This is a genomic window from Thermomicrobiales bacterium (assembly GCA_023954495.1).
Taxonomy (GTDB): domain Bacteria; phylum Chloroflexota; class Chloroflexia; order Thermomicrobiales; family CFX8; genus JAMLIA01.
In genome coordinates this window covers 1-23582 of record JAMLIA010000019.1, presented here as the reverse complement: position 1 = coordinate 23582, position 23582 = coordinate 1, and the positions used below count along the sequence as shown (strand labels likewise).

Annotated in this window: 18 protein-coding genes, 1 pseudogene and 1 riboswitch; of the genes and pseudogenes, 4 read left to right on the top strand and 15 right to left on the bottom strand. The window is 63.5% G+C overall.

Annotated elements, in window-relative coordinates; genetic code table 11:
- Positions 1-2: 2 nt before the first annotated feature.
- The 3 genes from M9890_05705 to M9890_05695 are packed head-to-tail and all read right to left on the bottom strand — an operon-like array spanning position 3 to position 3143.
- Positions 3-1196, bottom strand: a complete 1194-nt coding sequence (locus M9890_05705) for an amidohydrolase family protein (protein MCO5176451.1) — start codon at positions 1194-1196, stop codon at positions 3-5.
- A gap of 34 nt (positions 1197-1230) precedes the next feature.
- Positions 1231-2421 (bottom strand): amidohydrolase family protein, encoded by a 1191-nt coding sequence (locus M9890_05700; protein ID MCO5176450.1) that lies wholly within the window; start codon positions 2419-2421, stop codon positions 1231-1233.
- Positions 2418-3143, bottom strand: a complete 726-nt coding sequence (locus M9890_05695; protein MCO5176449.1) for a GntR family transcriptional regulator — start codon at positions 3141-3143, stop codon at positions 2418-2420. The genes M9890_05700 and M9890_05695 overlap by 4 nt, the downstream gene beginning before the upstream one ends.
- A gap of 398 nt (positions 3144-3541) precedes the next feature.
- Here M9890_05695 and M9890_05690 point away from each other — a divergent pair, with 398 nt between their 5' ends.
- Positions 3542-5173: a peptide ABC transporter substrate-binding protein gene (locus M9890_05690; protein MCO5176448.1), complete on the top strand. Its 1632-nt coding sequence runs from the start codon at positions 3542-3544 to the stop codon at positions 5171-5173.
- A 45-nt stretch (positions 5174-5218) separates the two neighbouring features.
- On the opposite strand, the gene thiS is transcribed toward M9890_05690, so the two are convergent.
- The 6 genes and pseudogenes from thiS to M9890_05660 all read right to left on the bottom strand — a co-directional run bounded on the left by thiS (position 5219) and on the right by M9890_05660 (position 9006).
- Positions 5219-5443, bottom strand: a complete 225-nt coding sequence (gene thiS / locus M9890_05685) for a sulfur carrier protein ThiS (GenBank protein MCO5176447.1) — start codon at positions 5441-5443, stop codon at positions 5219-5221.
- Between the two features lie 10 nt (positions 5444-5453).
- A complete protein-coding gene (locus M9890_05680; protein ID MCO5176446.1) occupies positions 5454-6074 on the bottom strand; it encodes a thiamine phosphate synthase in 621 nt (206 codons plus the stop codon).
- On the bottom strand, positions 6071-6703 hold the full coding sequence (gene thiE / locus M9890_05675) for a thiamine phosphate synthase (protein ID MCO5176445.1): 633 nt from the start codon (positions 6701-6703) through the stop codon (positions 6071-6073). The genes M9890_05680 and thiE overlap by 4 nt, the downstream gene beginning before the upstream one ends.
- Complete coding sequence (locus M9890_05670) at positions 6700-7500, bottom strand: thiazole synthase (GenBank protein ID MCO5176444.1); 801 nt, start codon at positions 7498-7500, stop codon at positions 6700-6702. Before M9890_05670 ends, thiE begins: the two co-directional genes overlap by 4 nt.
- Positions 7497-8296, bottom strand: a pseudogene (gene thiD / locus M9890_05665) (bifunctional hydroxymethylpyrimidine kinase/phosphomethylpyrimidine kinase). Before thiD ends, M9890_05670 begins: the two are co-directional and overlap by 4 nt.
- A 187-nt stretch (positions 8297-8483) precedes the next feature.
- A riboswitch (TPP riboswitch) is annotated at positions 8484-8594 on the bottom strand.
- Positions 8595-8625: 31 nt separating this feature from the next.
- A complete protein-coding gene (locus tag M9890_05660) occupies positions 8626-9006 on the bottom strand; it encodes a hypothetical protein (GenBank protein MCO5176443.1) in 381 nt (126 codons plus the stop codon).
- Positions 9007-9343: 337 nt separating this feature from the next.
- Between M9890_05660 and M9890_05655 the strand changes: the two genes are divergently transcribed.
- The 3 genes from M9890_05655 to M9890_05645 all read left to right on the top strand — a co-directional run bounded on the left by M9890_05655 (position 9344) and on the right by M9890_05645 (position 17723).
- The gene (locus M9890_05655) at positions 9344-14068 is read left to right on the top strand and encodes a DUF3320 domain-containing protein (GenBank protein MCO5176442.1); all 4725 of its coding nucleotides are present in this window, start codon (positions 9344-9346) and stop codon (positions 14066-14068) included.
- A gap of 127 nt (positions 14069-14195) precedes the next feature.
- Positions 14196-15311 carry a TIGR04053 family radical SAM/SPASM domain-containing protein gene (locus tag M9890_05650; GenBank protein MCO5176441.1) on the top strand — a complete coding sequence of 372 codons (1116 nt, stop codon included), beginning with the start codon at positions 14196-14198 and terminating at the stop codon, positions 15309-15311.
- Between the two features lie 177 nt (positions 15312-15488).
- Positions 15489-17723: an MMPL family transporter gene (locus M9890_05645; protein MCO5176440.1), complete on the top strand. Its 2235-nt coding sequence runs from the start codon at positions 15489-15491 to the stop codon at positions 17721-17723.
- Here M9890_05645 and M9890_05640 read toward each other — a convergent pair.
- The 6 genes from M9890_05640 to M9890_05615 form a co-directional block, all read right to left on the bottom strand.
- Entirely contained in the window at positions 17720-18238 is a 519-nt protein-coding gene (locus tag M9890_05640) for a ClbS/DfsB family four-helix bundle protein (GenBank protein MCO5176439.1), read from the bottom strand. The genes M9890_05645 and M9890_05640 overlap by 4 nt on opposite strands.
- A 57-nt stretch (positions 18239-18295) precedes the next feature.
- Positions 18296-19516: a M20 family metallopeptidase gene (locus M9890_05635; GenBank protein MCO5176438.1), complete on the bottom strand. Its 1221-nt coding sequence runs from the start codon at positions 19514-19516 to the stop codon at positions 18296-18298.
- A 9-nt stretch (positions 19517-19525) separates the two neighbouring features.
- Positions 19526-20752, bottom strand: a complete 1227-nt coding sequence (locus M9890_05630) for a M20 family metallopeptidase (protein MCO5176437.1) — start codon at positions 20750-20752, stop codon at positions 19526-19528.
- Positions 20753-20975: 223 nt separating this feature from the next.
- On the bottom strand, positions 20976-21767 hold the full coding sequence (locus M9890_05625; protein MCO5176436.1) for a sortase: 792 nt from the start codon (positions 21765-21767) through the stop codon (positions 20976-20978).
- Between the two features lie 26 nt (positions 21768-21793).
- A complete protein-coding gene (locus M9890_05620; protein MCO5176435.1) occupies positions 21794-22288 on the bottom strand; it encodes a cupredoxin domain-containing protein in 495 nt (164 codons plus the stop codon).
- 153 nt (positions 22289-22441) lie between these two features.
- Positions 22442-22981, bottom strand: coding sequence for an LPXTG cell wall anchor domain-containing protein (locus M9890_05615; protein ID MCO5176434.1), 540 nt, complete (start codon positions 22979-22981; stop codon positions 22442-22444).
- Positions 22982-23582 lie beyond the last annotated feature (601 nt).

Genomic DNA, 23582 nt, shown 5'->3' with positions numbered 1-23582 from the left:
AGCTAGACGAGGCACTCACCATCCCGCGCGACGACGCGGCCATGCTTGACGACCAGATGACGCTTTGGACGTTCGATAACCGCCTCAATGTGTGTCTCGCCATCGACGAGGACGAAGTCCGCCCAGCAGCCCGACTCGAGTCCGTAGCTTGTGTCGCCGACGACGCGCGCGCCGCCATAGGTCGCGATGTCGAGAACTTCCTCGATCTGGTCATCGCGCCGCAGGTTGTTGCGATAGGCGAGGATGAACGCGCGCAGGAGCATGTCCGGCATGTTGAGCGGCCCCCAAGCGTCGCGAATTCCGTCGTTGCCGGTGCACATACGAACGCCAGCATTGCGCAACCGCATCACCGATGGGACCGGGCGCAGGCCACTCGGACCGTGGCTCATGATCGTGATGTCGTTCTCCAGCAGCAGCGCGATCAGGCGATCGAGGTAGGCGTCATCCACCTGGCCGAGCGCGATGGCGTGGCTGATGACGACGCGACCCTGCCAGCCCAGCGCTTTGGTCCGCTCGGCGATGAGCTCAATTGAAAACGCGCCAAGTTCGCCCGGCTCGTGCAGGTGGATATCGATGTCGCGATCGTACTTCTCGGCCAGTCCGAAGATCACGTCGAGGTGCTTCGCAGGGTCGCGATCGACCGACGATGGGTCGAGCCCGCCGATGACGTCAGCACCCTGCTTCAGCGCCTCTTCCAGTAGCTCAACCGTGCCTGGTCGGACAAGCATGCCGCTCTGCGGGAAGGCCACGATCTGGACATCGAGAGAGTCCTTGAAGTCCTCACGCATCCGCGCCGTGCCCTCGAACCCCTTGAGATTGATCTCGGTGTCGATATCGACAAATGTACGAATGTGGCTCGTTCCGTCGGCAATGGCGCGGCGCGCGTGGCGGCTGGACTGCTGGTACGAATCGATGCCGCGTTCGCGGCGCAGTGCGCGCTCGTTCTCGATCTTGTCCATCAGGGTCGGGCCGACCTCATTGCGGTACCAGCCGAGCCCCAGCAGTGTCTTGTCCATGTGGGTGTGTGCATCGATCAGGCCCGGGAAGAGCAGCCGATTCCCGCCGTCGATTACCTCGACGCCGTCGGGTGCCGCCAGGTTCGTTCCCGTTTCGGTGATCCTGCCGTCTCGAACGAGGATATCGATTGCGTCGGAGTTCTGCGGCCGAACATTCTGGACCAGCATGTCGCGTGTCATCAGTCTCCCTCTCATCCAAACGCCTGTGAGTTCGTTAGCCCTTGACGAGTGCGCCGTCGCGGGCGATCAGCCGTCCATGCCGGAACACCATGCGTCGCGGCGGACGCGCGACGACAGCCTCGGGAATGTGCTCAGCGTCGACCACGACAAAGTCGGCCCAATCGCCGACGTTCAGTCCGTAGCCATCGATTCCGAGTGCCTTTGCTGCGGCGTTCGTTCCGATATCGAACGCCAGCGAGAGCTGCGCGTCGGTGACGAAGCCGGAGCGGTAGGCGACCAGCATCATGCGCTCCAGCATGTCGGCGTCGCCGTATGGTGCCCAGCAATCGCGGATATTGTCATTGGCAACGAAGACATTGACGCCGACTTCTCTCAACATGAGGATTGGCGGGAATGCGTGACTTCCGGGCGCGGTCGTCATAATCGAGACACCGGCACTCGCCAGTGCCTCGGCGACGGGCAGCACTGCGGCTTGCGGCTCAGTCCCGAGCGCGTAGGCATGTCCGACGGTAACGCGCCCCTGCATCCCGAGCGCGGTTGTCCGATCAGCGATCTCGGATAGCTCCGCCAGTCCAGTCGGGCCGGTGTCGTGCAAGTGGATATCGACGCCGACGCCATGTCGCTCAGCCAGACCGAAGACGACATCAAGGTGGCCGTTGGCATCGCCGTCGAAACCTGCTGGATCGAGTCCGCCGATCAGGTCCGCTCCGGAGCGCAGCGCCTCATCCAGCAACTCATCGGTGCCCGACGATGTCAGGATGCCGCTTTGCGGAAAGGCGACGACCTGGATTGTCACCTGATCCCTGAAGCACTCCCGCACGCTCAGAGTGCCGGTCAGGTTCGACAGACCGGCATCGGGGTCGATGTCTGCATGGGTGCGGATGATCGTCGTCCCGTTGACAAGCGCACGCTCAATGAGCGCCGCTGCGCGCTGCTCGACCGATGCAAGTCGGGGTCGCAGCTGCCGCTCATTCGCGACGTGTTCGACGAGCGATGCCGCCGCTTCGTGATCGTGCCAGGCGTCACCGAGGTATGTCTTGTCGAGATGAACGTGACCATCAATGAAAGCTGGCAGGAGCAGCCCGCCGTCGAGATCAATCTGCTCGCCGATTGCTTCGTCTGTGTTGATTGACGAATCTATCGTGGCAATGCGACCGTCAGTGATGCGGATTGATGGCCGGCTGCCGTCGGGAAGCACCAGGTTGTGGAGTTGCAGGTCGCTCATGCGCCAATCCCCTCGGCAGCGTCGACTCGGATTCGTCGGATACTCGAACGGGTCCGAACAGGCGAGTTGGCGAGATTGAGTCGAGCAACTGCCGCAGCAGTATTGCCGTCGCCGGCCCGAATCGCATCCAGCAATCTGTTGTGCTGGGCGACCGAGTTGCGGTCGATTGGTGTGGCACGGTCAAAGTAGAGTTGTTCGTAGCGTCGCATGCGTGCCTTGATCGGCCTTAATGCTTCGGCCAGCACCATATTGCCGGAGATATCGATAATGGCGTCGTGGAACCGGTCGTTCATCGCGATCAGCTGCCAGTCGATCTCCGGGTTCGCTGATTTCGCGCTGCGTTCGAGCAATGCTTCCAGCTCGACATTCGCCGCTTCGGCAAGGGACAGGTCGGGGTCGGGCGTTTCGGCGGCGAGTCGCGCCGCCAGCGCCTCCAGCTCATCGACAACTCGGAGGTGAGCCTCGATCTGGCTGGGATCGAGCGGCTTCACCTGCGTCCAGCCTTTCGGCTTCATCACGACCAGTCCCTCGAAGCGCAACTGCAGAAGCGCCTCGCGAACCGGAGTGCGCGACACACTGAAACGCTCGGCAATTTCGCTGTCGCGAATGATCTCGCCGGGCTGGAGCGTGCCGTCCACGATCCAGTGTCGCAAGTAATTCAGGACGGTTTCCCGAGCCGGCGCGTCTGTCGGTTCACGAGGCACCTCCAGTGGAATCGGCATCCACGTCTCCCTTGACGATAGATCGAAGTGAGCGCGTCACTTCTGCGTGACACTTGACGATGATCATAACAGATGTTATCTAGCATGACTACTAGTATATTAGATGATGTCTTATAGATTCACGGAGGTCTTTCATGGCGGAACATCCCGATCTGCACGTCAACCATCTCCGCACGTTCGCTCAGACACGGCTTGATCGTCGTCAGGTACTGCGCCGAGGAACTGCCCTTGGTCTGAGTGCGCCCCTTCTGGCAGGGATGCTGGCTGCTTGCGGCGGCGACGATGAACCAGCGAGCGCGCCGTCTGAGAGCGCGCCGACAAGCGCGCCCGAGGAAGCGACAGAGACAGCGGTAATCTCTGTACCTTCGGGGAGCAGCTCCAGCGAATCCACTGAGACAATGGCGACCGCTGAATCTGCAGCTTCTCCTACTGTCGCGCCGGAACAGGCCGGTGGCGGTGGCGAATTGCGCTTGCTCTGGTGGCAGGCACCGACGGTCATCAACCCGCATTTCTCGCTCGGTGGGAAAGACACAGACGCCTCACGTGTGTGCTATGAACCGCTAGCCGATTTCAGCCGCAGCGGCGAAGGCGTGCCTTTGCTCGCCGCAGAAGTTCCATCGCTCGATGACGGCAGCGTCGCGGCGGACGGTATGAGCGTGACCTGGAAGCTGCGGCAGGGTGTCACCTGGCACGATGGTGAGCCGTTTGATGCCGAGGATGTGAAGTTCACCTGGCAGTACGCCGTTGACGAAGCAACGGCAGCCACGAGCGCTTCCACATACGCCACTGTCGCAGACATCGAAATCATCGATCCATATACGGTCAAGGTGTTGTTCACTGAGCCAAACCCGGGCTGGCTGGACATCTTCACCGGCGGAAACGGCATGATTCTTCCGGAACATGTGTTCGGAGATTACATCGGTGAGGACGCGCGCAATGCGCCGGCAAATCTCATGCCGATTGGCACCGGCCCATTTAAGGTGCGCGAATTCCGCCCGGGCGACGTTGTGCTGTACGACCGCTACGAAGGCTATTGGGATGCGGGGAAGCCCTACTTCGATGCAGTGGAAATGAAGGGTGGCGGAGACGCTGCCGGTACCGCCCGCGCCGTGCTGAGCAGCGGAGAAGGGGACTGGGCGGCGAACCTGCAACTGGAGCCATCGATTCTGGAGCAAATGGCTGCCAGCGGTGTTGGCGTGATTGTCCGAAATCCCGGCTCTGGCTCCGAGCGGATGTGCTTGAACTTCGCCGATCCGAATACGGAAGTCGATGGCGCTCGTTCCGAGCCGTCGACCAGGCATCCGTTGTTCCAGCATCTCGAGATTCGGAACGCCATCGCGCTGGCAGCGCAGCGCGACACCATCGTCGAGCAGCTCTACGGTCCGGGCGGGCAGGTCTCAGCCAACATTGTGAACGCCCCGGAGAACTTCGTATCGCCAAACACAACGTGGGAATACAACCTCGACAAGGCCGCAGCGCTGCTGGAGAGCGTCGATTTCTCTGGTGGCTCTCTGGTCTTTCAGACGACGATCAACTCCGTCCGCCAGAAGACGCAGGAGATCATTAAGCAGGACCTCGAAAAGCTCGGCTTTGTTGTCGAGTTGAAGAGCATCGATGCATCGGTATTCTTCTCGTCGGATGCCGGCAATCCGGACACCTACGGCCACTTCTACGCTGACATCCAGATGTATACCGACAACCCGACCGGCCCGTATCTCGTCACCTGGCTCGATCAGTATCGGTCAGACAACATTGCGCAGAAGTCGAACGCATGGTCGGGCCAGAACACGACGCGCTACCAGAATCCTGAGTTCGACCGACTGCACGACCTGGCCCGCGTTGAGCTTGATATCGACAAGCAAATCGACCTGATTGTGCAGCTCAATGATCTGGTGGTGAATGACTACGCCGAGATCACGCTCGTGCATCGCAATTCCGTGACGGCGGCGCGCGCGAACCTGCGCGGCTTTGAAGGCACGCCCTGGGCGAGTTCAACCTGGGATCTCAAGAACTGGCACCGCGAGGAGTAATGTGATGCGCAGACGGGCTGCGCAACCACGCAGCCCGTTTCCATCTCATCCACCGCCGACCATCTGGACGACTTCCAGCTCGTCGCCGTCGCCGAGGATGGTCTCGTCGTAGCGGTGGCGCGGCAGGATTTCGCCGTTGTACTCGATCGCGATCATGCGGCGGATGATGCCCTGATCGTCGAGCAACTTGCCCAGCGAGGTGCCGGGGGCGACTTCGGTTGGTCGCCCGTTGAGCGTTAGCGTGATGATGTGTTCGTTGGTGTGCTGCATGAGCCTCTCCTCATTTGAGCTTGTCACGAAGGTGTCGGGCGGCTGCGGGTGGGTCGGTGGCGAGCAGGATCTCTCGACCGACGGCGATGCCGTGCGCGCCAGCCGCCATGACGTCGGCGATGCAGTCAGCGGTGATACCGCCGATGGCGATCACTGGAATTGGCACTACGTCCACGATCTCACTCAGCCAGTTGAGACCACGTCCGGCAGCGCCGGGGTGGCTGTCGGTCGCATAGACGTTGCCGGCCAGCAGGTAGTCGGCACCCAGCGCTGCCGCTGAGCGCGCTCCGTCGACGTCGTGGATCGAGCGACCCAGCAGGAGTCGAGTGCCCGCTACTGATCTCGCCGCGTCAACCGGCAACGAGCGCTCGCCCAACTGGACGCCAACTGCCCCCGCCGCCAATGCCACGTCGACGCGGTCGTTGACGATCAGCGCCGTCGAAGTCGGAAGGCTCGACTTCAACTGCCGTGTGATGTCCAGGACATCAGCAGCTGGACGACCCGGCAGGCGAACGTGGACCGCGTTGATGCCACCGCAGGCGGCTGCCGTCGCGATCTCGACGAAGGCAGCGTCGCTGACCGCATCGAGCGGGCCGACGAGGTGCAGGCGCGGGATCGCACAACCGTTCATCCGAGCGCTCTCTGCAGACGTGTGGCCGCTGTGCGCGGGTCGTCGCTCAGGAAGACCGCGCCGACCAGCGCGACGCCGACTGCCCCGGCTTCAATGACCGGCCTGGCAGTATCGATACCGATCCCGCCGATGCCGACAACGGGCAGCGGCGACGCGGCGACCGCGCTGCGAATGCCGTCTAGCCCGATGGCGGACCCGGCATCGTCCTTCGTCGTTGTGCCATAGACCGGCCCGACGCCCAGATAGTCCGCGCCGTCTCGCTCTGCCTGGATGCGGTCGCCCGGCGTCTCGGGCGAGTAGCCGATCAGCGCGTTGGGGCCGAGCAGCCGCCGGGCGGCTGCAACAGGCAAGTCATCGACGCCAAGATGAACACCATCGGCTCCGGCTGCCAACGCGATGTCGACCCGGTCGTTCACGACCAGCAACGCTCCGGCTGCCCGGCAGATCGGCACAAGCGCGTTGGCGGCTTCAAGCAACTGCTTGTCCGTCCAGCCCTTCGCCCGTAACTGCACAGTCGTCACACCGCCCTCGATCGCTGCCTGGCAAATCTCGATCAGCCGCTCGACGCTACCGGCGCGGACGTCGGTCACGAGATAGCAGCGCAGCGCTGCCAATTGCTCGCTCGTCATCTGACGACTCCGCTGGTCGGGCTGCTCGGTGAGGCGGTCGGTCGCTGGGCCATCCGGCCGGCATGGTAAGCAGCACGACCAGCTTCGACGCCGAGGGCCATTGCGCGCGCCATCGCGACCGGGTTGTCGGCCAGCGCGATCGCCGAATTCACCAGGCAGGCGTCTGCTCCAAGCTCCATCGCCTTCGAGGCGTCGCTGGGCACGCCGATGCCAGCATCGACGACGACCGGCACATTCGCCTGCTCGATGATCATCCGGATGCGGTCGAAGTGCACCAGCCCCTGCCCGGAGCCGATCGGCGCGGCCAGCGGCATGACGGTTGCGCAGCCGACCTCCTCCAGTCGCCGGGCCAGAATCGGATCATCGTTGAAGTAGGGCAGGACGGTGAAGCCCTCCTTCACTAGTGTCTCGGCGGCGCTCAGCGTGCCGATCGGGTCGGGGAAGAGATAGACGGGGTCGGGGATTACTTCGAGCTTGATCCAGTCGGACAGACCCATTGCTCGGGCCAGCCGGGCGACGCGGATCGCCTCCTCGGCTGTCGCGCAGCCAGCTGTATTCGGCAGAATCTGGAATCGGGTCCAGTCGACGTCCTCCAGGACGCTGCGGCTCTTGGGATCATCGAAGTCGATCCGGCGCAGTGCGACGGTGATGATCTGCGTGCCGGAGGCCTCGAACGCGCCGAGCATCTCCTCGTTGTTGCGGTACTTGCCGGTGCCGACCAGCAGCCGCGAGGTGAACTCCTTGCCGCCGATGATGAGCGGCGTATCGACCGCCGTGGCCGGTGTGGTTGTTGTCATGCGATGACCCTTTCAGTGCTTGGGAAGCGTGTTCCGGCGAAGAAGTGATCGACCGGGGAATGTCCATCGCCGACCTCGTAGCCGGCGATCAGTGCCTGTGTCAGGTAGCTCTTTGCGGCGGTCACTGCCTCGAACAGCTCGTGACCGAGCGCCAGATTGGCGGCGATTGCGGCGCTGAAGGTGCAGCCGGTGCCGTGCGTGCAGCGCGTGATGACGCGCGGCGCACGCAGCCACTCGCTGCGGTTGCCATCCATAAACAGATCGTCGGCGCGGTCGATCAGGTGGCCACCCTTGACGACGACGGCCCCGACTCCAAGCGCCAGCAGCGCCTCGCCAACGCGCGGCATGTCGTCGGGCGTCTCGGCCCGGATGCCGGTCAGTGCCGTAGCCTCCGGCAGATTCGGCGTGATGAGCCGCGCGCGTGGTAGCAGCTCGTTGCGCAGGACGGCGAGCGCTTCGGCGTCGATCAGCGCATCGCCGCTCTTGGCGTTCGCGACCGGGTCGATGACGACCGGCAGGTTGGGATAGCGGTCGAGCGCCTCGACGATGACACGAACGATACCGGCGGTCGCCAGCATGCCGGTCTTGGCTGCGACCGGCCGAATGTCCTGTACCACCGCCTCGAGCTGGGCGGCGACCAGCCGGGATCGAGCGCAGCGAACGACTGCACGCCGAGCGTATTCTGCGCCGTCACGGCGGTGATGACCGACGTGCCGTAGACGCCATGCGCGGCGAACGCCTTGAGATCGGCCTGAATTCCGGCACCGGCCCCGGAGTCGGAACCGGCAATCGTCATTGCGGCGGGGATGCGCCGACTGATGGTCGGCAGAAGATTGGGCACATGCACCTCCCTCGGCGGGCGAAAACCGACCGTTGCCGGTTTCGTACATGCCAGGGAAGTGCGCCCTCTGCGTGGACACCTGCCTGCACCTGTCTGGAAACACAAACGCCGCGACCCGTATGGGTCGACGGCGCCCTGGTGAGGCTGGTTGTCGATGCCGTCCCTTCGCTGGTATGACCCAGATCAGGTTCGGAGGGTCAGCGGGCTTAGCCCCGCACTCTCAGCGCGATCTCGCGCACCCCTGGCATCCGTCTGTAGAAAGTGTAGCACGCCGAGTTCGCGCGTTAGAACGGCTTTTCGTCCATGTAGCGGCGCACGGCCGAGCTGGCCAGCAGCACGGTGGCCGCCGCCGACAGGACGACGAGGCCGGCGTACTTCGGTGTCCACGGCCAGGTGCTGAACAGGACGAGCACAATCGTTGTCAACAGGTTGAGCATCAACGAGAGGAACCAGGCCAGCCGCACCCGTCGGTAGAGCAGGATGACAAGAACGAGGGTGATCAGCACCCAGCCCCACGGTATGCCGGCCTCGCCGTAATTCGGCTCGCCGGGCACCAACTCCTGGTAGGCGAACGTGCCGAGCGAGACGATCGCGAAGAGCAGCAAATTGCGCGGAGCCCGAGCGATCGCCCACAGCACGCGGTCGACCAATCCTGCAGACCCCATCAGCGCACCCTCATCCCGCTCGTCGGCAGTTCACTCTTTCAGCCTGCACCGATCATAGGCTGCTGGGAAGACAGACGTCAATTTCGGCGCGAGATGGCGCGGAGAATGCTTGCGCTCCGCACTGCCAGCGCCAGCAGTGCCGAGTGGTTCAATCCGGCAGCCACCCCCGCATCCTGTCATTTCGAACCGCAGTAAGGAATCTCCCACCCGTCCGACCCGGCCCAACCCGTGGAAGAACTCTCGAATGCGCGCTCCACCAGCAGTGTACGGACGGTCTGTGCCACAATCTGGGCACACAACACTGCGTCACTAGTCGAACACAAGGAGCACCCGCCGCATGGTTGCCGATTCTTCACCGGCTCAGCCGACCTCCGTCGTTCAGGACCGACTGGAGCTGGCCCGCCGCGAACTGCTGGATCTCGGACTGCGCAACTTCCTGATCAACTACCGTACGCTCAAGGCGCGCGGCGTTGAGGTTGTTGATGAGGATGCCGCCGAAGTCTTCCGGATTCTGGTAACCGACGGCAAGCGCATGTCATTCGCGCCGGGAGCCGAGTCAGACGCCTCCAGCGATGCATTGCCCCAACCGGCGGACGAGACGCCCGACCAGATCAGCAAGCGCCAGAAGGACACCATTCTCCAAACAGCCGTCTCGCCGGAGGAGTTGCAGACGCGGCTCCTGACGACGTTCTACGCAGCGCGCACGTTCATCGAGGAGCAGGGCGTCAACACGCTGTTCGTTGCGCTCGGGATGCTGACCTGGTTTGAAACGCAAACCAGTGACACACCGCGGAAGGCTCCGTTGCTGCTCGTGCCGGTCGATATCCAGCGTAGCAACGCCCGTGAGCGGTTCACGATTGGCTGGACCGGCGATGACATTGGCGACAATCTCTCGCTGGCCGCCAAGCTCAGCGTTGATTTCCGCCTGACTGCGCCGCCCCTGCCGGAGGTCGAAGATCTTGACCTCAACGCGTATTTCGCGGCCTGGCAGGAGGCGATCGCGGCTGAGTCACGTTGGTCGATCGACGGCGGTTCGGTGGTCGTTGGCTTCTTCTCGTTCGGTCGCTTCCTGATGTACCACGACCTCGATGTCTCGACCTGGCCCGACACCGGCGGTCTGGCAGATCACGAGATCATCGTCCCGTTGCTCACCGACGATGGTTTCAAGGACAGCGCCCCGGCCATCGCCGACGATGCGTTCATCGATCCGCTGCTGCCGGTCGACAAGGCGCGCGAGGTGATGGACGCGGACAGCACCCAGACGCTGGCGATCCTCGATGTCAACGGCGGGCAGAACCTCGTCATTCAGGGGCCGCCGGGTACCGGCAAGTCGCAGACGATCACGAACGTCATTTCCGAAGCGATTGGGCAGGGCAAGACCGTCCTGTTCGTCGCCGAGAAGCTGGCGGCGCTGGAAGTGGTCAAGCGCAGACTCGACAGCATCGGCCTTGGCGACGCCTGCCTGGAGCTGCACAGCAACAAGATGAACAAGCGCATCGTGCTGTCCGAGCTGGCACGCACGCTGGAGCTGGGCAAGCCGCAACTTGCAACAGATGCCGACAATCAGGTCACGCTGCTGGCCGAGCAACGCCAGCGGTTGAACGACTATGCGCGCGCTGTCAACGACCCGATTGGCGAGAGTGGTGTGTCGCCGTATCAGACCTACGGCGAGCTGCTGCGGCTGGCGAAGCTGCGCGGCGATGCGACCTGGCCGCGCTTCGACCAGGCGTCGATGGCCGACTGGGATGCCGCCGCTGCGACGCGGCGCGATGAAGTGGTCGCTGAATTACAGGCGCGCATCGCCGCGATGGGCCGCCCGGCCGATCACCCTTTCTGGGGCAGTCACAAGTCGGTCGTGCTGCCCAGCGAGCGTGAGCAGATTGCCGCGCAGGTGCCTGGCGCATCGTCTGCGCTCGACGCGCTGCGCAACGACCAGCGCACGCTTGCGCAAGCGCTCTCGATGCCCGAGCCGATGACGCTGCAGGACGCGGACGAACAGCTGGCGGCGGCGAACCGGCTGCTGGCCGCGCCGGACCTGACCGGCGTCGCGATTGATGCACCGGAGTGGTCGGCTCGACGGGACGACGTGCGCGGGTTGATCGACACCGGGCAGGCGTACGCCGAGATTCGTCAACGACAGTCCGCGACGCTGATCCCCGAGGCGTGGACCGCCGATGTACTGGAGACGCGCCAGACGCTCAACGGCTGGCGCGGTAAGTGGTGGCGGTTCATCTCAGGCGGCTATCGTGGCGCGAAGTCGAAGCTCGCCGGGCTGGTTCAGGGTGGGCTGCCGGACGGCATCGACGCGCAGGTTGCGTTGCTGGACGACATCCTGGCTGCCAAACGCGATGCCGAGACGATCGACGCTCAGGCCGGGTTGGGTAAGCAACTCTTCGCGGAACGCTGGCAGGGCGCTGCATCCGACTGGGCCGCTCTCTCTCCGGCAGCTGAATGGGTGTCGGCACTGCATGCCGACGAAGCAGCCGGGAAGCTGCCCAGCGGGACGGTGGCGCTCGCGGCGACGCGGCCCGATCTGGCTCCGATCCGCGCGGCAGCCGCAGCGGTGCAGCAGTGCCGCAGCGATTGGGATTCGCGCATTGCGGCGCTGACGAAGTTGCTGGATTTCGATGCGTCGCGGCGTTTCGGTGCCGGTGCGACGCTGGAGTCGCAGTCGTTCGACACTATCCGCTGGATGCTGTCCGGCTGGCAGGATCGGCTCGGCGACCTCGACCAGATGGTCAGCTTCAATCGCTCGGCTGAGGCCTGCGCGCAGGAGGACATGGCCGGCGTCGCTGAGGCGGCGGCGGGCTGGGACGAGGCCGGTACGCGGCTGGGCGATGCGGTCCGTGCCGGACGGTTCGCCGTCCTGCTGGAGCGCGCGATTCGCGAGCGGCCGCCGCTGGCACAGTTCGATGCACCGGCGCACAACCTCGCCGTCTCACGCTTCGGCGAGCTGGATCAGCTCACGTTCCAGCTCAACCGGGCCCGACTGGCGCTGAATCACTGGGAGCGCCTGCCGCGCTACGAGGCTGGTGGGCAGCTCGGCATCCTGCGCCGCGAGTTCGCCAAGAAGACGCGTCACATGCCGGTGCGGCAACTGATGTCGCGGGCCGGGAATGCGATTCAGGCGATCAAGCCGGTCTTCATGATGAGCCCGCTCTCGATCCCAACCTACATCCCACCCGGCACGCTGAAGTTCGACCTCGTCATTTTTGACGAGGCTAGCCAGGTCAAGCCGGTGGATGCCTTCGGCGCGCTCGTGCGCGGCAAGCAGGCGGTGGTCGTTGGTGACAGCAAGCAGCTGCCACCAACCAGCTTCTTCGACACGCTCATCGAGCGCGATGACGTGGATGAGGACGACCTGACCGCCAACACCGAGAGCATCCTGGAGATGTTCGCCGGGCAGGGCGCGCGGCAGCGAATGTTGCGCTGGCACTACCGCAGCCAGCACGAGTCACTCATCGCCGTCTCGAACAGCGAGTTCTACGACAACAAGCTGGTTGTCTTCCCCAGCCCGGACGCCGATCGCCATGATGCCGGGCTGATCTACCATTATCTCGCCGACACGAGCTACGATCGAGGTGGATCGCGGACGAACCGCGACGAGGCGCACGCCGTTGCTGAAGCCGTCATGGAGCACGCGCGCACGACGCCCGACCTGACTCTCGGGGTGGCGGCGTTTAGCCTGTCGCAGACCGACGCGATCATCGACGAGCTGGAGCGCTTGCGTCGTGAAGATGATTCGGGCGAGTCGTTCTTCGCCGACCATCCGTTCGAGCCGTTCTTCGTCAAGAATCTGGAGAACGTGCAGGGCGACGAGCGCGATGTCATCTTCATTAGCGTCGGCTATGGCAAGACAGCCGATGGCTCGCTGGCGATGAACTTCGGGCCGCTCAACGCCGAGGGCGGCGAGCGACGGCTCAACGTGCTGATTACCCGCGCCAAACAGCGCTGCGAAGTCTTCACGAATCTCTCCGCCGACGATATCGACCTGAGCCGGACGTCGGCACGCGGTGTCCACGCGCTAAAGGAGTTCTTGCGATTTGCCGAGAAGGGCACGACGCAGACCGCGTCGTCCAGCGTATCCAGCGAGGCACCGTTCGACGCTGTCGTTCGTGCCGCATTGGAGGAGGCGGGCTACGAGATCGAGCCGCACGTCGGCTCCTCCGGCTTCTACATCGACCTGGCTGTGAAGGACCCGGCCCAGCCGGGACGCTACCTGATGGCGATCCTGTGTGATGGCCCGACCTATGCAGCGGCGCGTTCGTCGCGCGACCGCGACCGCTCGCGACGATCTGTACTGCAGCGTCTTGGCTGGCGCGTCTACCAACTGTGGAGTACCGACTGGTTCCGGAGCCCCGAGCGTGAGCTTCAGGACCTCATCGCTGAGATCGAGGCGGCGCGAACTGGTGTGGAGAGTGAAGTCGCGCCGATGGTCCAACTGGGTCCGGTTTCGCGAGTGGAAGCTGCGCCGGAGGCCGAGGAGCAGTCAACCAGCACGATGCCGGCCTACGTCGTGGCCAAGCCAAAGGTGAGCTTGCGCGGCAAGGATCTGCATGAGGTCCAGACTGAACGCATGGCCGACTGGTTCGCGGAAGTTGTTGCCGTCGAGAGCCCGGTGCACATCGACGTTGCCATGCGGCGCGTTGCGGACGCTGCCGGTAGCGGACGGATCGGGAACCGGATCCAGATGTCGATGAACAACGCCGTTGCTGCGGCTGTTCGAGACGGCAAGATCCGGCGGCAGGGCGACTTCCTCTGGGCACCGAACATGACCGAGGCGACGGTGCGCAACCGGGTCGGGCTGCCGTCGCGGGATCGCTCGCTGGACATGATCGCGCCGGAGGAGCTGCACCGCGCTGTCCTGACCGCCGTCGCCGATTCCTACGGCCTGCAGGAGGAGGACGTGACGACGGCAACGGCGAACCTGCTGGGCTTCGGCAGAGCCTCAACCGAAATGCGCGCCAGCATCAACGCGCTCGTCGAAGCCATGATCGCCGACGGCTCGTTGCGCCGTCAGGGTGCGTTCCTCGTCGCCGATAAACCGAGCAATTCTGGGTAATTGTGATCTATCTCACAGCGTAGACGTAGCCTGAGCCGCCATCATCGCAAGCGAGAGCGCAGCGCAGGCAGACTGTGCTGCGCTGGTTCGTGCGCTGAGATGATGGACGCCCGGGAAGGACTGCGCGATGAGTGGCGCTGCTGTGCTGCCGCAACGGCCGGTGCTGGCCGAGAGCAACTTCAACCGACAGCCGTTTGTTCTGGCGTGGGAGCTGACCCGGGCCTGCAATCTCGCCTGCGTCCACTGTCGCGCCGAGGCGCAGTTGCGCCGCGATCCGCGCGAGTTGCGCACCGAAGAGGCGCTGCGCGTCATCGACGATATCGCGCGCTTCGACGTCCCGCCTGTCCTGATCCTGACCGGCGGCGATCCGATGCGTCGCCCCGACCTGAACGACCTGATCCGCCACGCGACCGCGAGCGGTGTGCGCTGCACGCTGACTCCGGCCGGCACAGCGCTGACCAGCGAGCGCAAGCTGGCCGAGGCGCAAGAGGCTGGCCTGTCGCGCATCGCAGTCAGCCTGGACGGGCCGGACGCCGAAACCCATGATGCGTTTCGGCGCGTCGACGGCTCGTTCGGCTGGTCGATGGAGATCATCGCCGCCGCGCATCGGCTGGGAATCCCGGTCCAGATTCATACGACGCTTTGCGCACGGACATTGCCCTATATGGAGCAGATGGCCGACCTGGCCGAATCGCTCGGCGCGGTCGTCTGGGCGGTGTTCTGCCTGGTGCCGACCGGGCGCGGCGTCGATCTGGATGAGCTGACGGATGACGAATACGAGCAGGTCTTCGAGTGGCTCGCAGAACGGAGCCTGACCGCGTCGTGGAACCTGAAGCTGACTGAGGGCTATCACTACCGCCGGGTTCTGATGCAGCACCAGCGCGCACCGATCGCTGGCCTCGGCTTTCAGTCGGCGGATGGCATCGGTCGCGCGACGCGGGCGGTCAACGCCGGCAACGGGTTCTGCTTCATTTCGCATATCGGTGAAATCTGCCCGAGCGGCTTCCTGCCGGTCGTCGCCGGGAATGTGCGGTCCGACTCGGTTGTCGATGTCTACCGCAACCACCCCGTCTTCCAGGAGCTCCGCGACCCGTCGCTGCTGAAGGGCAAGTGCGGCGTCTGCGAGTTCCGCGCCATCTGCGGCGGCTCACGCTCGCGTGCCTTTGCCCGGACGGGCGACTATCTTGAGAGCGACACCGCGTGTGCGTATGAGCCGCAAGGAATCGCTCCGGCGCTGGATTGAGTCTGGCGGGTTAGGCACTTCGAACAGCAGTGAGACGTCCCCACCCATTCGATCCAGTCACGCTCAAATGGACTGGTAACTGCTCGGCCCGCCCGGCACCCTGTATGGGATACTTCCTTTCTGGTTGCGCGCCGGAGTGGCGGAAATGCCGGTTGCGAAGCAGTCAGGGAAGCGCCGATGTCGATTGCGCGGTTGGCCCGTGCGAGCTCTCAGCGACCGTGGTTCGTCATCATCCTCTGGATCACCGCAATGGCAGCGGGCCTCGTCTCGCAGGCGGTGCTGCCGAGCAACTTGACCGGTCAGGCTGAATTCACCAACAACCCGGAGTCGGTGCGCGCGCTGCGTCTGATTGAGGATCGGATGCAAGGCGTCGAGCCCGTCGGCGAAACGGTTGTCGTCACCTCGTCCTCACTGACTGTTGACGATCCGGTATTCCAGCAGGTTGTCGAACAGACCACGGCCGACTTACTGGCGTTAACGGACGTTGTCGCATCGGCAGTGAACTTCATCCAGGCCGAGGCTGCTGGAGCGCCGGAGGCCGCGCTGCTGGTCTCGGCAGATCGCCACTCGACAATCATTCCGGTCACGCTTACTGGCGACCTCAAGGCAGTTGAAGCGTTCGGGGAGCTGTTCACCGACACTGTCCTGCGCCAGTCGCACGATGGTGTAGAGGTGCTTACGGTTGGCGACCTCAGTGTCTCACACGACTATAACCGGCGTGCACAAGAAGATCTGGAGCAGGCGGAGATCTTCGGCCTGCCTGTGGCATTGCTGGTGCTGATTCTCGTCTTCGGCGCGTTGATCGCCGCGTTGGTCCCACTTGTCGTTGCGCTGGCAGCCATCGCGGTCGCAATTGGCGTCACGGCATTCGTTGGGCTGGCGATGGACCTCACCTCGCTGATCCTGAACGTCATCACAATGATCGGGCTCGCGGTCGGGATCGACTACTCGCTGTTCATCATTGAGCGCTATCGCGAGGAGCGCGCCCGTGGCTTCGAGCGCCACGATGCGATCGAACGTGCTGGTGGCTCGGCCACGAAGGCGGTTGTCTTCTCCGGCACGACCGTCATCATCGCTCTGCTGGGCATGTTTCTGATGCCGTTGACAATCTTCCGCAGCGTCGGTGCCGGAGCCGTGATCGTTGTCGCGATCTCGGTCGCCGCGTCGGCCACGCTCGTTCCTGCGTTACTGGGGCTACTGGGCGACCAGATCAACTGGCCGCGCCGCCGTGCGTTCCATCGCCAGGCATCAAACAATCCAGCACTGCATCATGGTGTGTGGGCCAGAATCAGCCACATTGTGATGGCCCGCCCGGTCATGAGCATCGTGCTTGCTGGTGGACTGCTGATTGCCCTGGCACTGCCGATCCGCGATTTTCGAACCGGTCTCGTCGGCGTCGAGAATTACCCCGAAGGCTCAATCCTGCGGGCGTATCACATCGTCTCGCGCGATTTCTTCGCCGGAGTGATTGCACCGATCGAGATCGTGATTGATGCGCCAGCCGACGATCCAGCCGTGGTGGCAGGCGTCGAGCAACTGACGGCGAGCATGGCTGATGATGCGACATTTGGTCCCGTGCAGTCGGAAACGAATGATGCAGGCGACCTGACGCTGCTGACGACGCCGCTGACCGTCGATGCGTCCGCAGTAGAGGCGACGGACGCGGTCCGCCGTCTGCGCGGTGATCTTGTACCGGCTGCCTTCGGCGATCTCGCAGACCGCGTGCTTGTCGGTGGTACACCGGCCTTCAATGACGACTTCAATCAGGTCGTCGCCGATCGCACGCCTTTCGTCTTCGCGTTTGTCCTCGGCCTGAGCTTCATTCTGCTGACGCTGGCGTTCCGCTCAGTAGTCGTGCCGCTGAAGGCCATCCTGATGAACCTGCTGTCAGTCGGCGCGACCTACGGCATCCTCGTGCTCGTGTTCCAGAAGGGCTACGGCACCGGACTGGTTGGCTTTCGGCAAACGGACATCATTACTAACTGGCTGCCGATCTTTCTGTTCTGCATCCTCTTCGGCCTCTCGATGGACTACCATGTCTTCCTGCTGAGCCGGATTCGCGAGCATTACGATCAGACTGGTGACAACCGCCAATCGGTCGCAATCGGGTTGGAATCGACCGGCAAGATCATCACCGGCGCGGCGTTGATTATGGTGGTGGTTTTCTTCGCCTTCTCCCTGGGCGAGCTTGTCGAACTGCAACAGCTCGGCTTTGGGCTGGCGGTTGCGATTTTCATCGATGCGACGATCGTGCGAACGATCCTCGTGCCGGCGACGATGGCGCTGCTCGGCTCGTGGAACTGGTACATGCCGCGTTGGCTGCGCTGGCTGCCGGACCTGCGGGTGGAAGGTGATGCTTTGAGTGCTCCAGTGACTGCGTCGGAGCACTCAGACGTGGTCGGCGGAAGCTAGGAAGATATCCCCTGCTTCTTGAGCCACGCGCGAATCTCCGGTTCGTGGTCGATGTGAAAATGTTCCCAGGTACCTTGAACGACAGCCGGCCCGAGAGCATAGCCCGACAGCCAGCTGAAGTGCCCAACCTGCATGAGAGCATCCTCGGGCATTGCACTGATCGCCGCCGCGCTGCGCTCAAACGTCGCGCGTGAGTCGGTCATGATCTCGTCCAGCGACTTGTCCTGATTCGACTCATAGAGCCAGCGGTTGAGGCCGTCGATGTCGCGATCTTCGTCCAGATGCGACGGCCAGGGCAGCTCCGGTTCCTTGCCGGATACGCCCGCTTCGAGTCGCGCAGCCGTCAGCAGCCGCCAGCTGTTCAGGTGCGCGATGACGTCCTTGAACGACCAGTCGCCGAAGGTGTTTGGTTGCGCCGCCAACTCCGGGTTGACCTGACTGGCAAGCTGGTCGATATCGTTGCTCAGCGATTGCAAGGTGCTCAGCAGGTCGGCGCGGCTTGATAGCTCGGGCATGGAGCCTCCTGTTGTTGCGTGTGCGCTGGGGCCGGCTCACCGACCCCAGCTGCGTCCTCAGTCTGTGTAGCGTTCCATCCAGTGCTTCTGCTCGTCCCAGGCTTCCTCGCTGATGGCGGGATCGAGCAGGATGTCCAGCGCTGTCCAGGCCATCGCGGTCGAGACCTTGACCATCTGGTCGTAGCCGAACTCGGAGCCGGACGCTTCGACGACTTGCTGTGAGTGGTGCGGGATCGGCGTCGTCGCAATCGCGAAGTTGCCGGTCACCGCCGGGATTTTGTGCGAGACATTGCCGAGATCGGTCGAGGCCATCATCCGCCCGCTCGGGCGCTTGCTGATATCCAGCCCGGCTGCCACCATGTTGGCTTCGTAGCGTCGGCCGATGACGTAGCTCGGGCGACGATCGGCGTAAGCCGACTCGCGCTCGGTGACCTTCAGCTCACAGCCGGTCATGAGCGCGGCACCCTCCGCGATCTTGCGCACCTTCGCTGCCAGGTCGGCTGCCGTCTCGCTGAACGAGGCGCGGATGCCGAACGTGCAGGCTGCGTACTTCGGCACGACGTTCGCGGCATCGCCACCGTGGGTGATGATGCCGTGGATGCGAGAATCCATCGTTAGGTGCTGGCGCAACGCATCGATGCCTTCGAACGTCTGGATGACGGCGTTGAGCGCGTTGACGCCGTTGTACGGATCGCCGGCAGCGTGGGCTGGTTTGCCGAAGAACTCGAAGGTCAGGCCGTTCGTCGCCAGGCTGGTGCCGTCTGGCCAGTTGACTGCCGAGCCGGTCTGGTCGCTCATGTGATGCACCATCAGCGCCGCATCAACGTCATCAAACGCACCGGCTTCGAGCAGCTTGATCTTGCCGCCGCCGCCCTCTTCTGCTGGCGTGCCGATGATGGTGATCGTGCCGGAGAGCTCGTCGATGACTTCGCCGAGGCCGATCGCGACTGCCAGGCCGGAGGTGCCGATCAGGTTGTGGCCACAGCCGTGCCCGATCCCACGCAGTGCGTCATACTCGGCCAGGATCGCGACGGTCGGACCATCGCCAGATCCCTTGCGGGTGGCGCGGAACGATGTCTCGATGCCCTTGTACGGCTTCTCTACCTCGAAGCCCGCCTCGCGCAACTGGTCAGCAAGTGTTTGCGAGGCGATGAACTCCTGATAGCCGAGCTCGGGGTTTAGCCGGATGGTCTCGCCGACCTCAACCAGATGCTCGCGTTCATTCTCGATTGCGATCCGCACGCGTTCACGGAGCGCATCAGCTCTGTCGTTTGCCACACCGTCCCCTTATCGCTCGTACAGTTCAGACCAGCGAGCGTGAGCATCCTTGGCTTCCTGTAGAAGTTCCGGATTTGTCAGGAGATCCAGGACGGTCAGTGCCATCGCTGTCGAGACTTTGACGTACTGCTCGTAGCCGAACTCGGACCCGGAGGCGTCGACGACCTGCTGCGAGTGTCCGGGGATCGGAGTGTGCGAAATGGCGAACGAGCCGGTGACTGAAGGAATGAGGTAGGAGACGTTGCCGAAGTCCGTCGAGTGCATCCCGCGGCCTTCGCGACCCTTGCTCAGGTCAATGCCGACCTCCGCCATGTTGTCCTGATAGACGCGACCGATGACATAGCTCGGGCGCATGTCGTAGTGCATCTCGCCCTCGGCGATCTGCACCTCGCAGCCGGTCATCAGCGCCGCACCCTGGGCGATGTTCTTGACCTTCTCGACCAGTTCGTCGACATAGTCGCGGGTGTCGGCGCGGACGAGGAACTCGCCGGCGGAGTGGTTTGGCACGACGTTGGCTGCATCGCCGCCGTGGGTGATGATGCCGTGAATGCGTGCCTCCATGCGGATGTGCTGGCGCAGCGCGTCGATGCCGGTGAACACTTTGATCAGCGCATTGAGCGCGTTGACGCCGTTGTATGGGTCGGCGGCGGCGTGGGCCGGCTTGCCAAAGAACTCCATCTTGAGGCTCTGGACGGCGAGGCAGGTGCCCTGTGGCCACTCGGTCGCCGCGCCGGAGCGGTCGCCGGCGTGGTGGATCATCACGGCGGCATCGACATCATCGAACGCACCCGCTTCGGCGAGCTTGATCTTGCCGCCGCCGCCCTCTTCAGCCGGTGTCCCCATGATGACGACGGTGCCATCGACTTCGTCGATCACCGCGCCGAGTCCGAGCGCCGCAGCGAGGCCGGAGCCGCCGATCAGGTTGTGGCCGCAGCCATGCCCGATGCCGGCCAGCGCATCGTATTCGGCGAGCACGGCAATTGTCGGCCCGTCGCCCTTGCCCTTGCGGGTCGCGCGGAAAGCAGTCTCGATGCCCTTGTAGGGCTTCTCGACCTCGAAGCCAGCCTCCTTGAGGTGGTCGGTCAGGAGCTGTGAGGCCATGCGTTCTTCGTAACCGAGTTCAGGGTTCACCCGGATCGTCTCGGCGACCTCGACAACGTGATCCTTCTCCCCCGTGATCGCTGCCCGAACGCGCTCGCGCAACGCTGCCAGGTCCGTCTGTGTATCGACTGCCATCGTGGCGTCTCTCCTCCCTGTGAGTACAAGCCTGATGAGCCGCACTCTAACACGGGATGGCCCGCCGTGGGCCCGTCTCTTGAACCGTCGTGTGGGGTGCGCATGCGAGGAGTCTCGGCTGCGCTGGGTTGTGTCGGACGCGGATCGCGTGCGCGCCCGAATCGCCATGACACAGAAGCGGCAGTCACCGCTGGCGGATTCACTGCGCGGGAGTGCGAGCCGATCAGTCGGCCGGTTTCGCGACGACGATGATGCGATGGTCGTCAACGCCGTATGGCCAGCAGGTGATGAGCGTCAATCGCTCCTCAGGCATCGGTGCGATGAACACGCCGGTGGCCAGACGCTCGGAGAGTGGCGCGCCGCGCTCAAGGCGAACATGAATCTCTTCAACGACGTAGCGATACACGCCATCGGGTGTTGTGAGCAGGACTTCCGCGCCCAGCTCGATGTCATGCAGGCCCCGAAAGACTTCGCCACGGACATCGTCGTGACCGGCGAGGACGATATTGCCGTTCTCGCCCGGGTCAGCGCTACCGACGTGGTGGCCCGCGGCCCAGTCCGCGACGCTCCAGGTTTCCACAAGCTGGCCATCAACACTGTCGGTCTTCGGTTCAACCTCGACGATATCAGTATCGATGCCGACCGCCGCGATCGTGATGTGCGTTGGCGGGGGCATATCAACCGGGGGAGTGGGTGTGCGCACCGGAGTTGTTGGGTCTGACGCCGACAGATCTCCTTGCTCCGGTCCAATCTGCGCAGAGATGACGAGGTCGGCACCTGTTGGTGCAGGGCTGCTGGCGGTCGGCGTTGTCGTCGGGCTCGGTCGGGACTCGCCACTGACCGCAGTCGCCGGGGGTTGGAACGCGCCGATTGCTTCGAATCGGGCGCGTTCACGGGCGATCTCGGCGGTTTCGTGTGTGGTGGATCGCAGCGCGGCGGTGAGCAAGATGACGCCCGCGCCAATGAGCAGGACGGCGACGATTCTGATGATGGCTGCGGCTCGCGGTTGCGACATCAGGCGCTACCTCACGATGGTTCTGGCTAACGCACCATGATCATGCCGAGCATGTTCGGATGCAACAGGCACCAGTAGTCGATCATGCCGGGCGTGTCAAAGGTGACGCTAAACGAGTCTCCGGTGTGCAGGATGCCGGAATCGAAGATAGAGGGATCGTCTTTGGCAGTGGCAGTGTGGTCGACGCCCTTGTTGATGAACGTCACGGTTGTGCCCGCTTCGACCTCCAGCACGGCGGGCTCGAATTTAAAGTCGAGGATCTGGACTTCGACCTGTTTGGAGTCTGGCGCTGCCGTGGTTGTCGGCGCAGTCACGGTCGCCGCGCTGGTTGCGGACGTGGCTTGCTCGACGGGATATTCAGACATCGTTGCATGTTCCATCGTCGGTTCGACCGTCGCAGCAGCTTGCGTCGCGGTGGGAGCTTCCGTTGGTGACGCGGCGGCAGCCACCGTCGGGACTGCTGTCGGCGCATCACTCGTCTTGTCGTCTGAGCCGCCACCACAGGCGGCGACGAACGCCATTGCTGTCACGATGCACAGCGCGAGTGTGAGTACCCTTCCGATGCGGACGGGTTTGGGGAGCCTCATGGGTCGCACGTATTGTCTCCACATCTGGTGAGCGCGCCGCGCTCGGCAAGTGTCGGGCGCGGCATGCATTCGATGAATGCGTCGCTATCAGGCCATGCGCTGGCGAACGACGAACAGTCCGCCACCGAGCGCGATCAGCACGAGGCCGGCGATCGCGGCAATTGGCAGCGTGTCGCTGTTCTGGCCACCGCCAGTGTTAGGCATCACCTGTCCGCTGGTGCTGGCGACGATTTCAGCGCAGGCAACGTAGGTGTCGATTTCCTCGGCCGACTTGTGCACGTTCACGGCGAACGGCGAGGCAAGCAGCGTCGCGATCGTCACGTCGACGACTGTCTCTGAGTGACCGTCAACGATGTTGTTGAGCGGGTAGGTAGGCAAGGGATCGAGGTTGTCGCATGTGCCGACGTGAATGTGGGAGGGCTGTTCCACGTCCGTCGCGGAGCCGATCAGATCGACGGTGACGGTTGTCTTCCCGGCTTGCTCGACGAACGTCGCGGTGCCGGTGATGCCCGAGTCGTTCTGCTCGGTAAACGGAACTTCCAGCTGATCACCATCAGCAGCGGCGACGGGGAACACGATAGCGAGGGCAAGCAGGGCGGATCCCACTAGCAGTCCAAGGCGTCTCACGGGTGAATTGTCCTTTCGAATACGCTGATTTCAACCACACGTCACATCCGGTGATTGGCGAGGATGGCGGCCAGCTCTGGCCGTTGTCTGCCCATCGGCTTCATTGCCAATGGACGCTTGAAACATCCTGCCAACCTGGTGTTGTCTGCGATTTGCCCTCTACGCTCCTCCTGTCCATCTCATCTTCACGGCGGCCGGGGCAATGCGCTTCTCTGTACACGCATGTGATCGCGAGTCAGGAAGCCTTGGCGATGAAGCCGTGATCGACGTTGCAAACGATTTCGGGGACGGCCGGGAAGATTGCGCACTGGCCTTCTCCGATAGTGACACTGTACGCTCGTTGAACGCAGTATGTCAAGGAGTTCTTTGACTTATTGTGTAAGACGATGAGTCTGAGCGTGGCCTCGGGCTTGGCGATCAACGCCAACGTGTCCATCCGGCAGCTTCTCGTGGCCACTGTCACTACGAGTGCGCAGGTGAGAACTTCTGCGTTGGACTGCGGTGAATGGGTGGGAGATCTTTCGGTTGCGACCTCAAGATGACAGGGGAACATGGAGGTTACCAGTCCAGCGAGTCGGCAATGCCAGCAATGGCGAGCAGT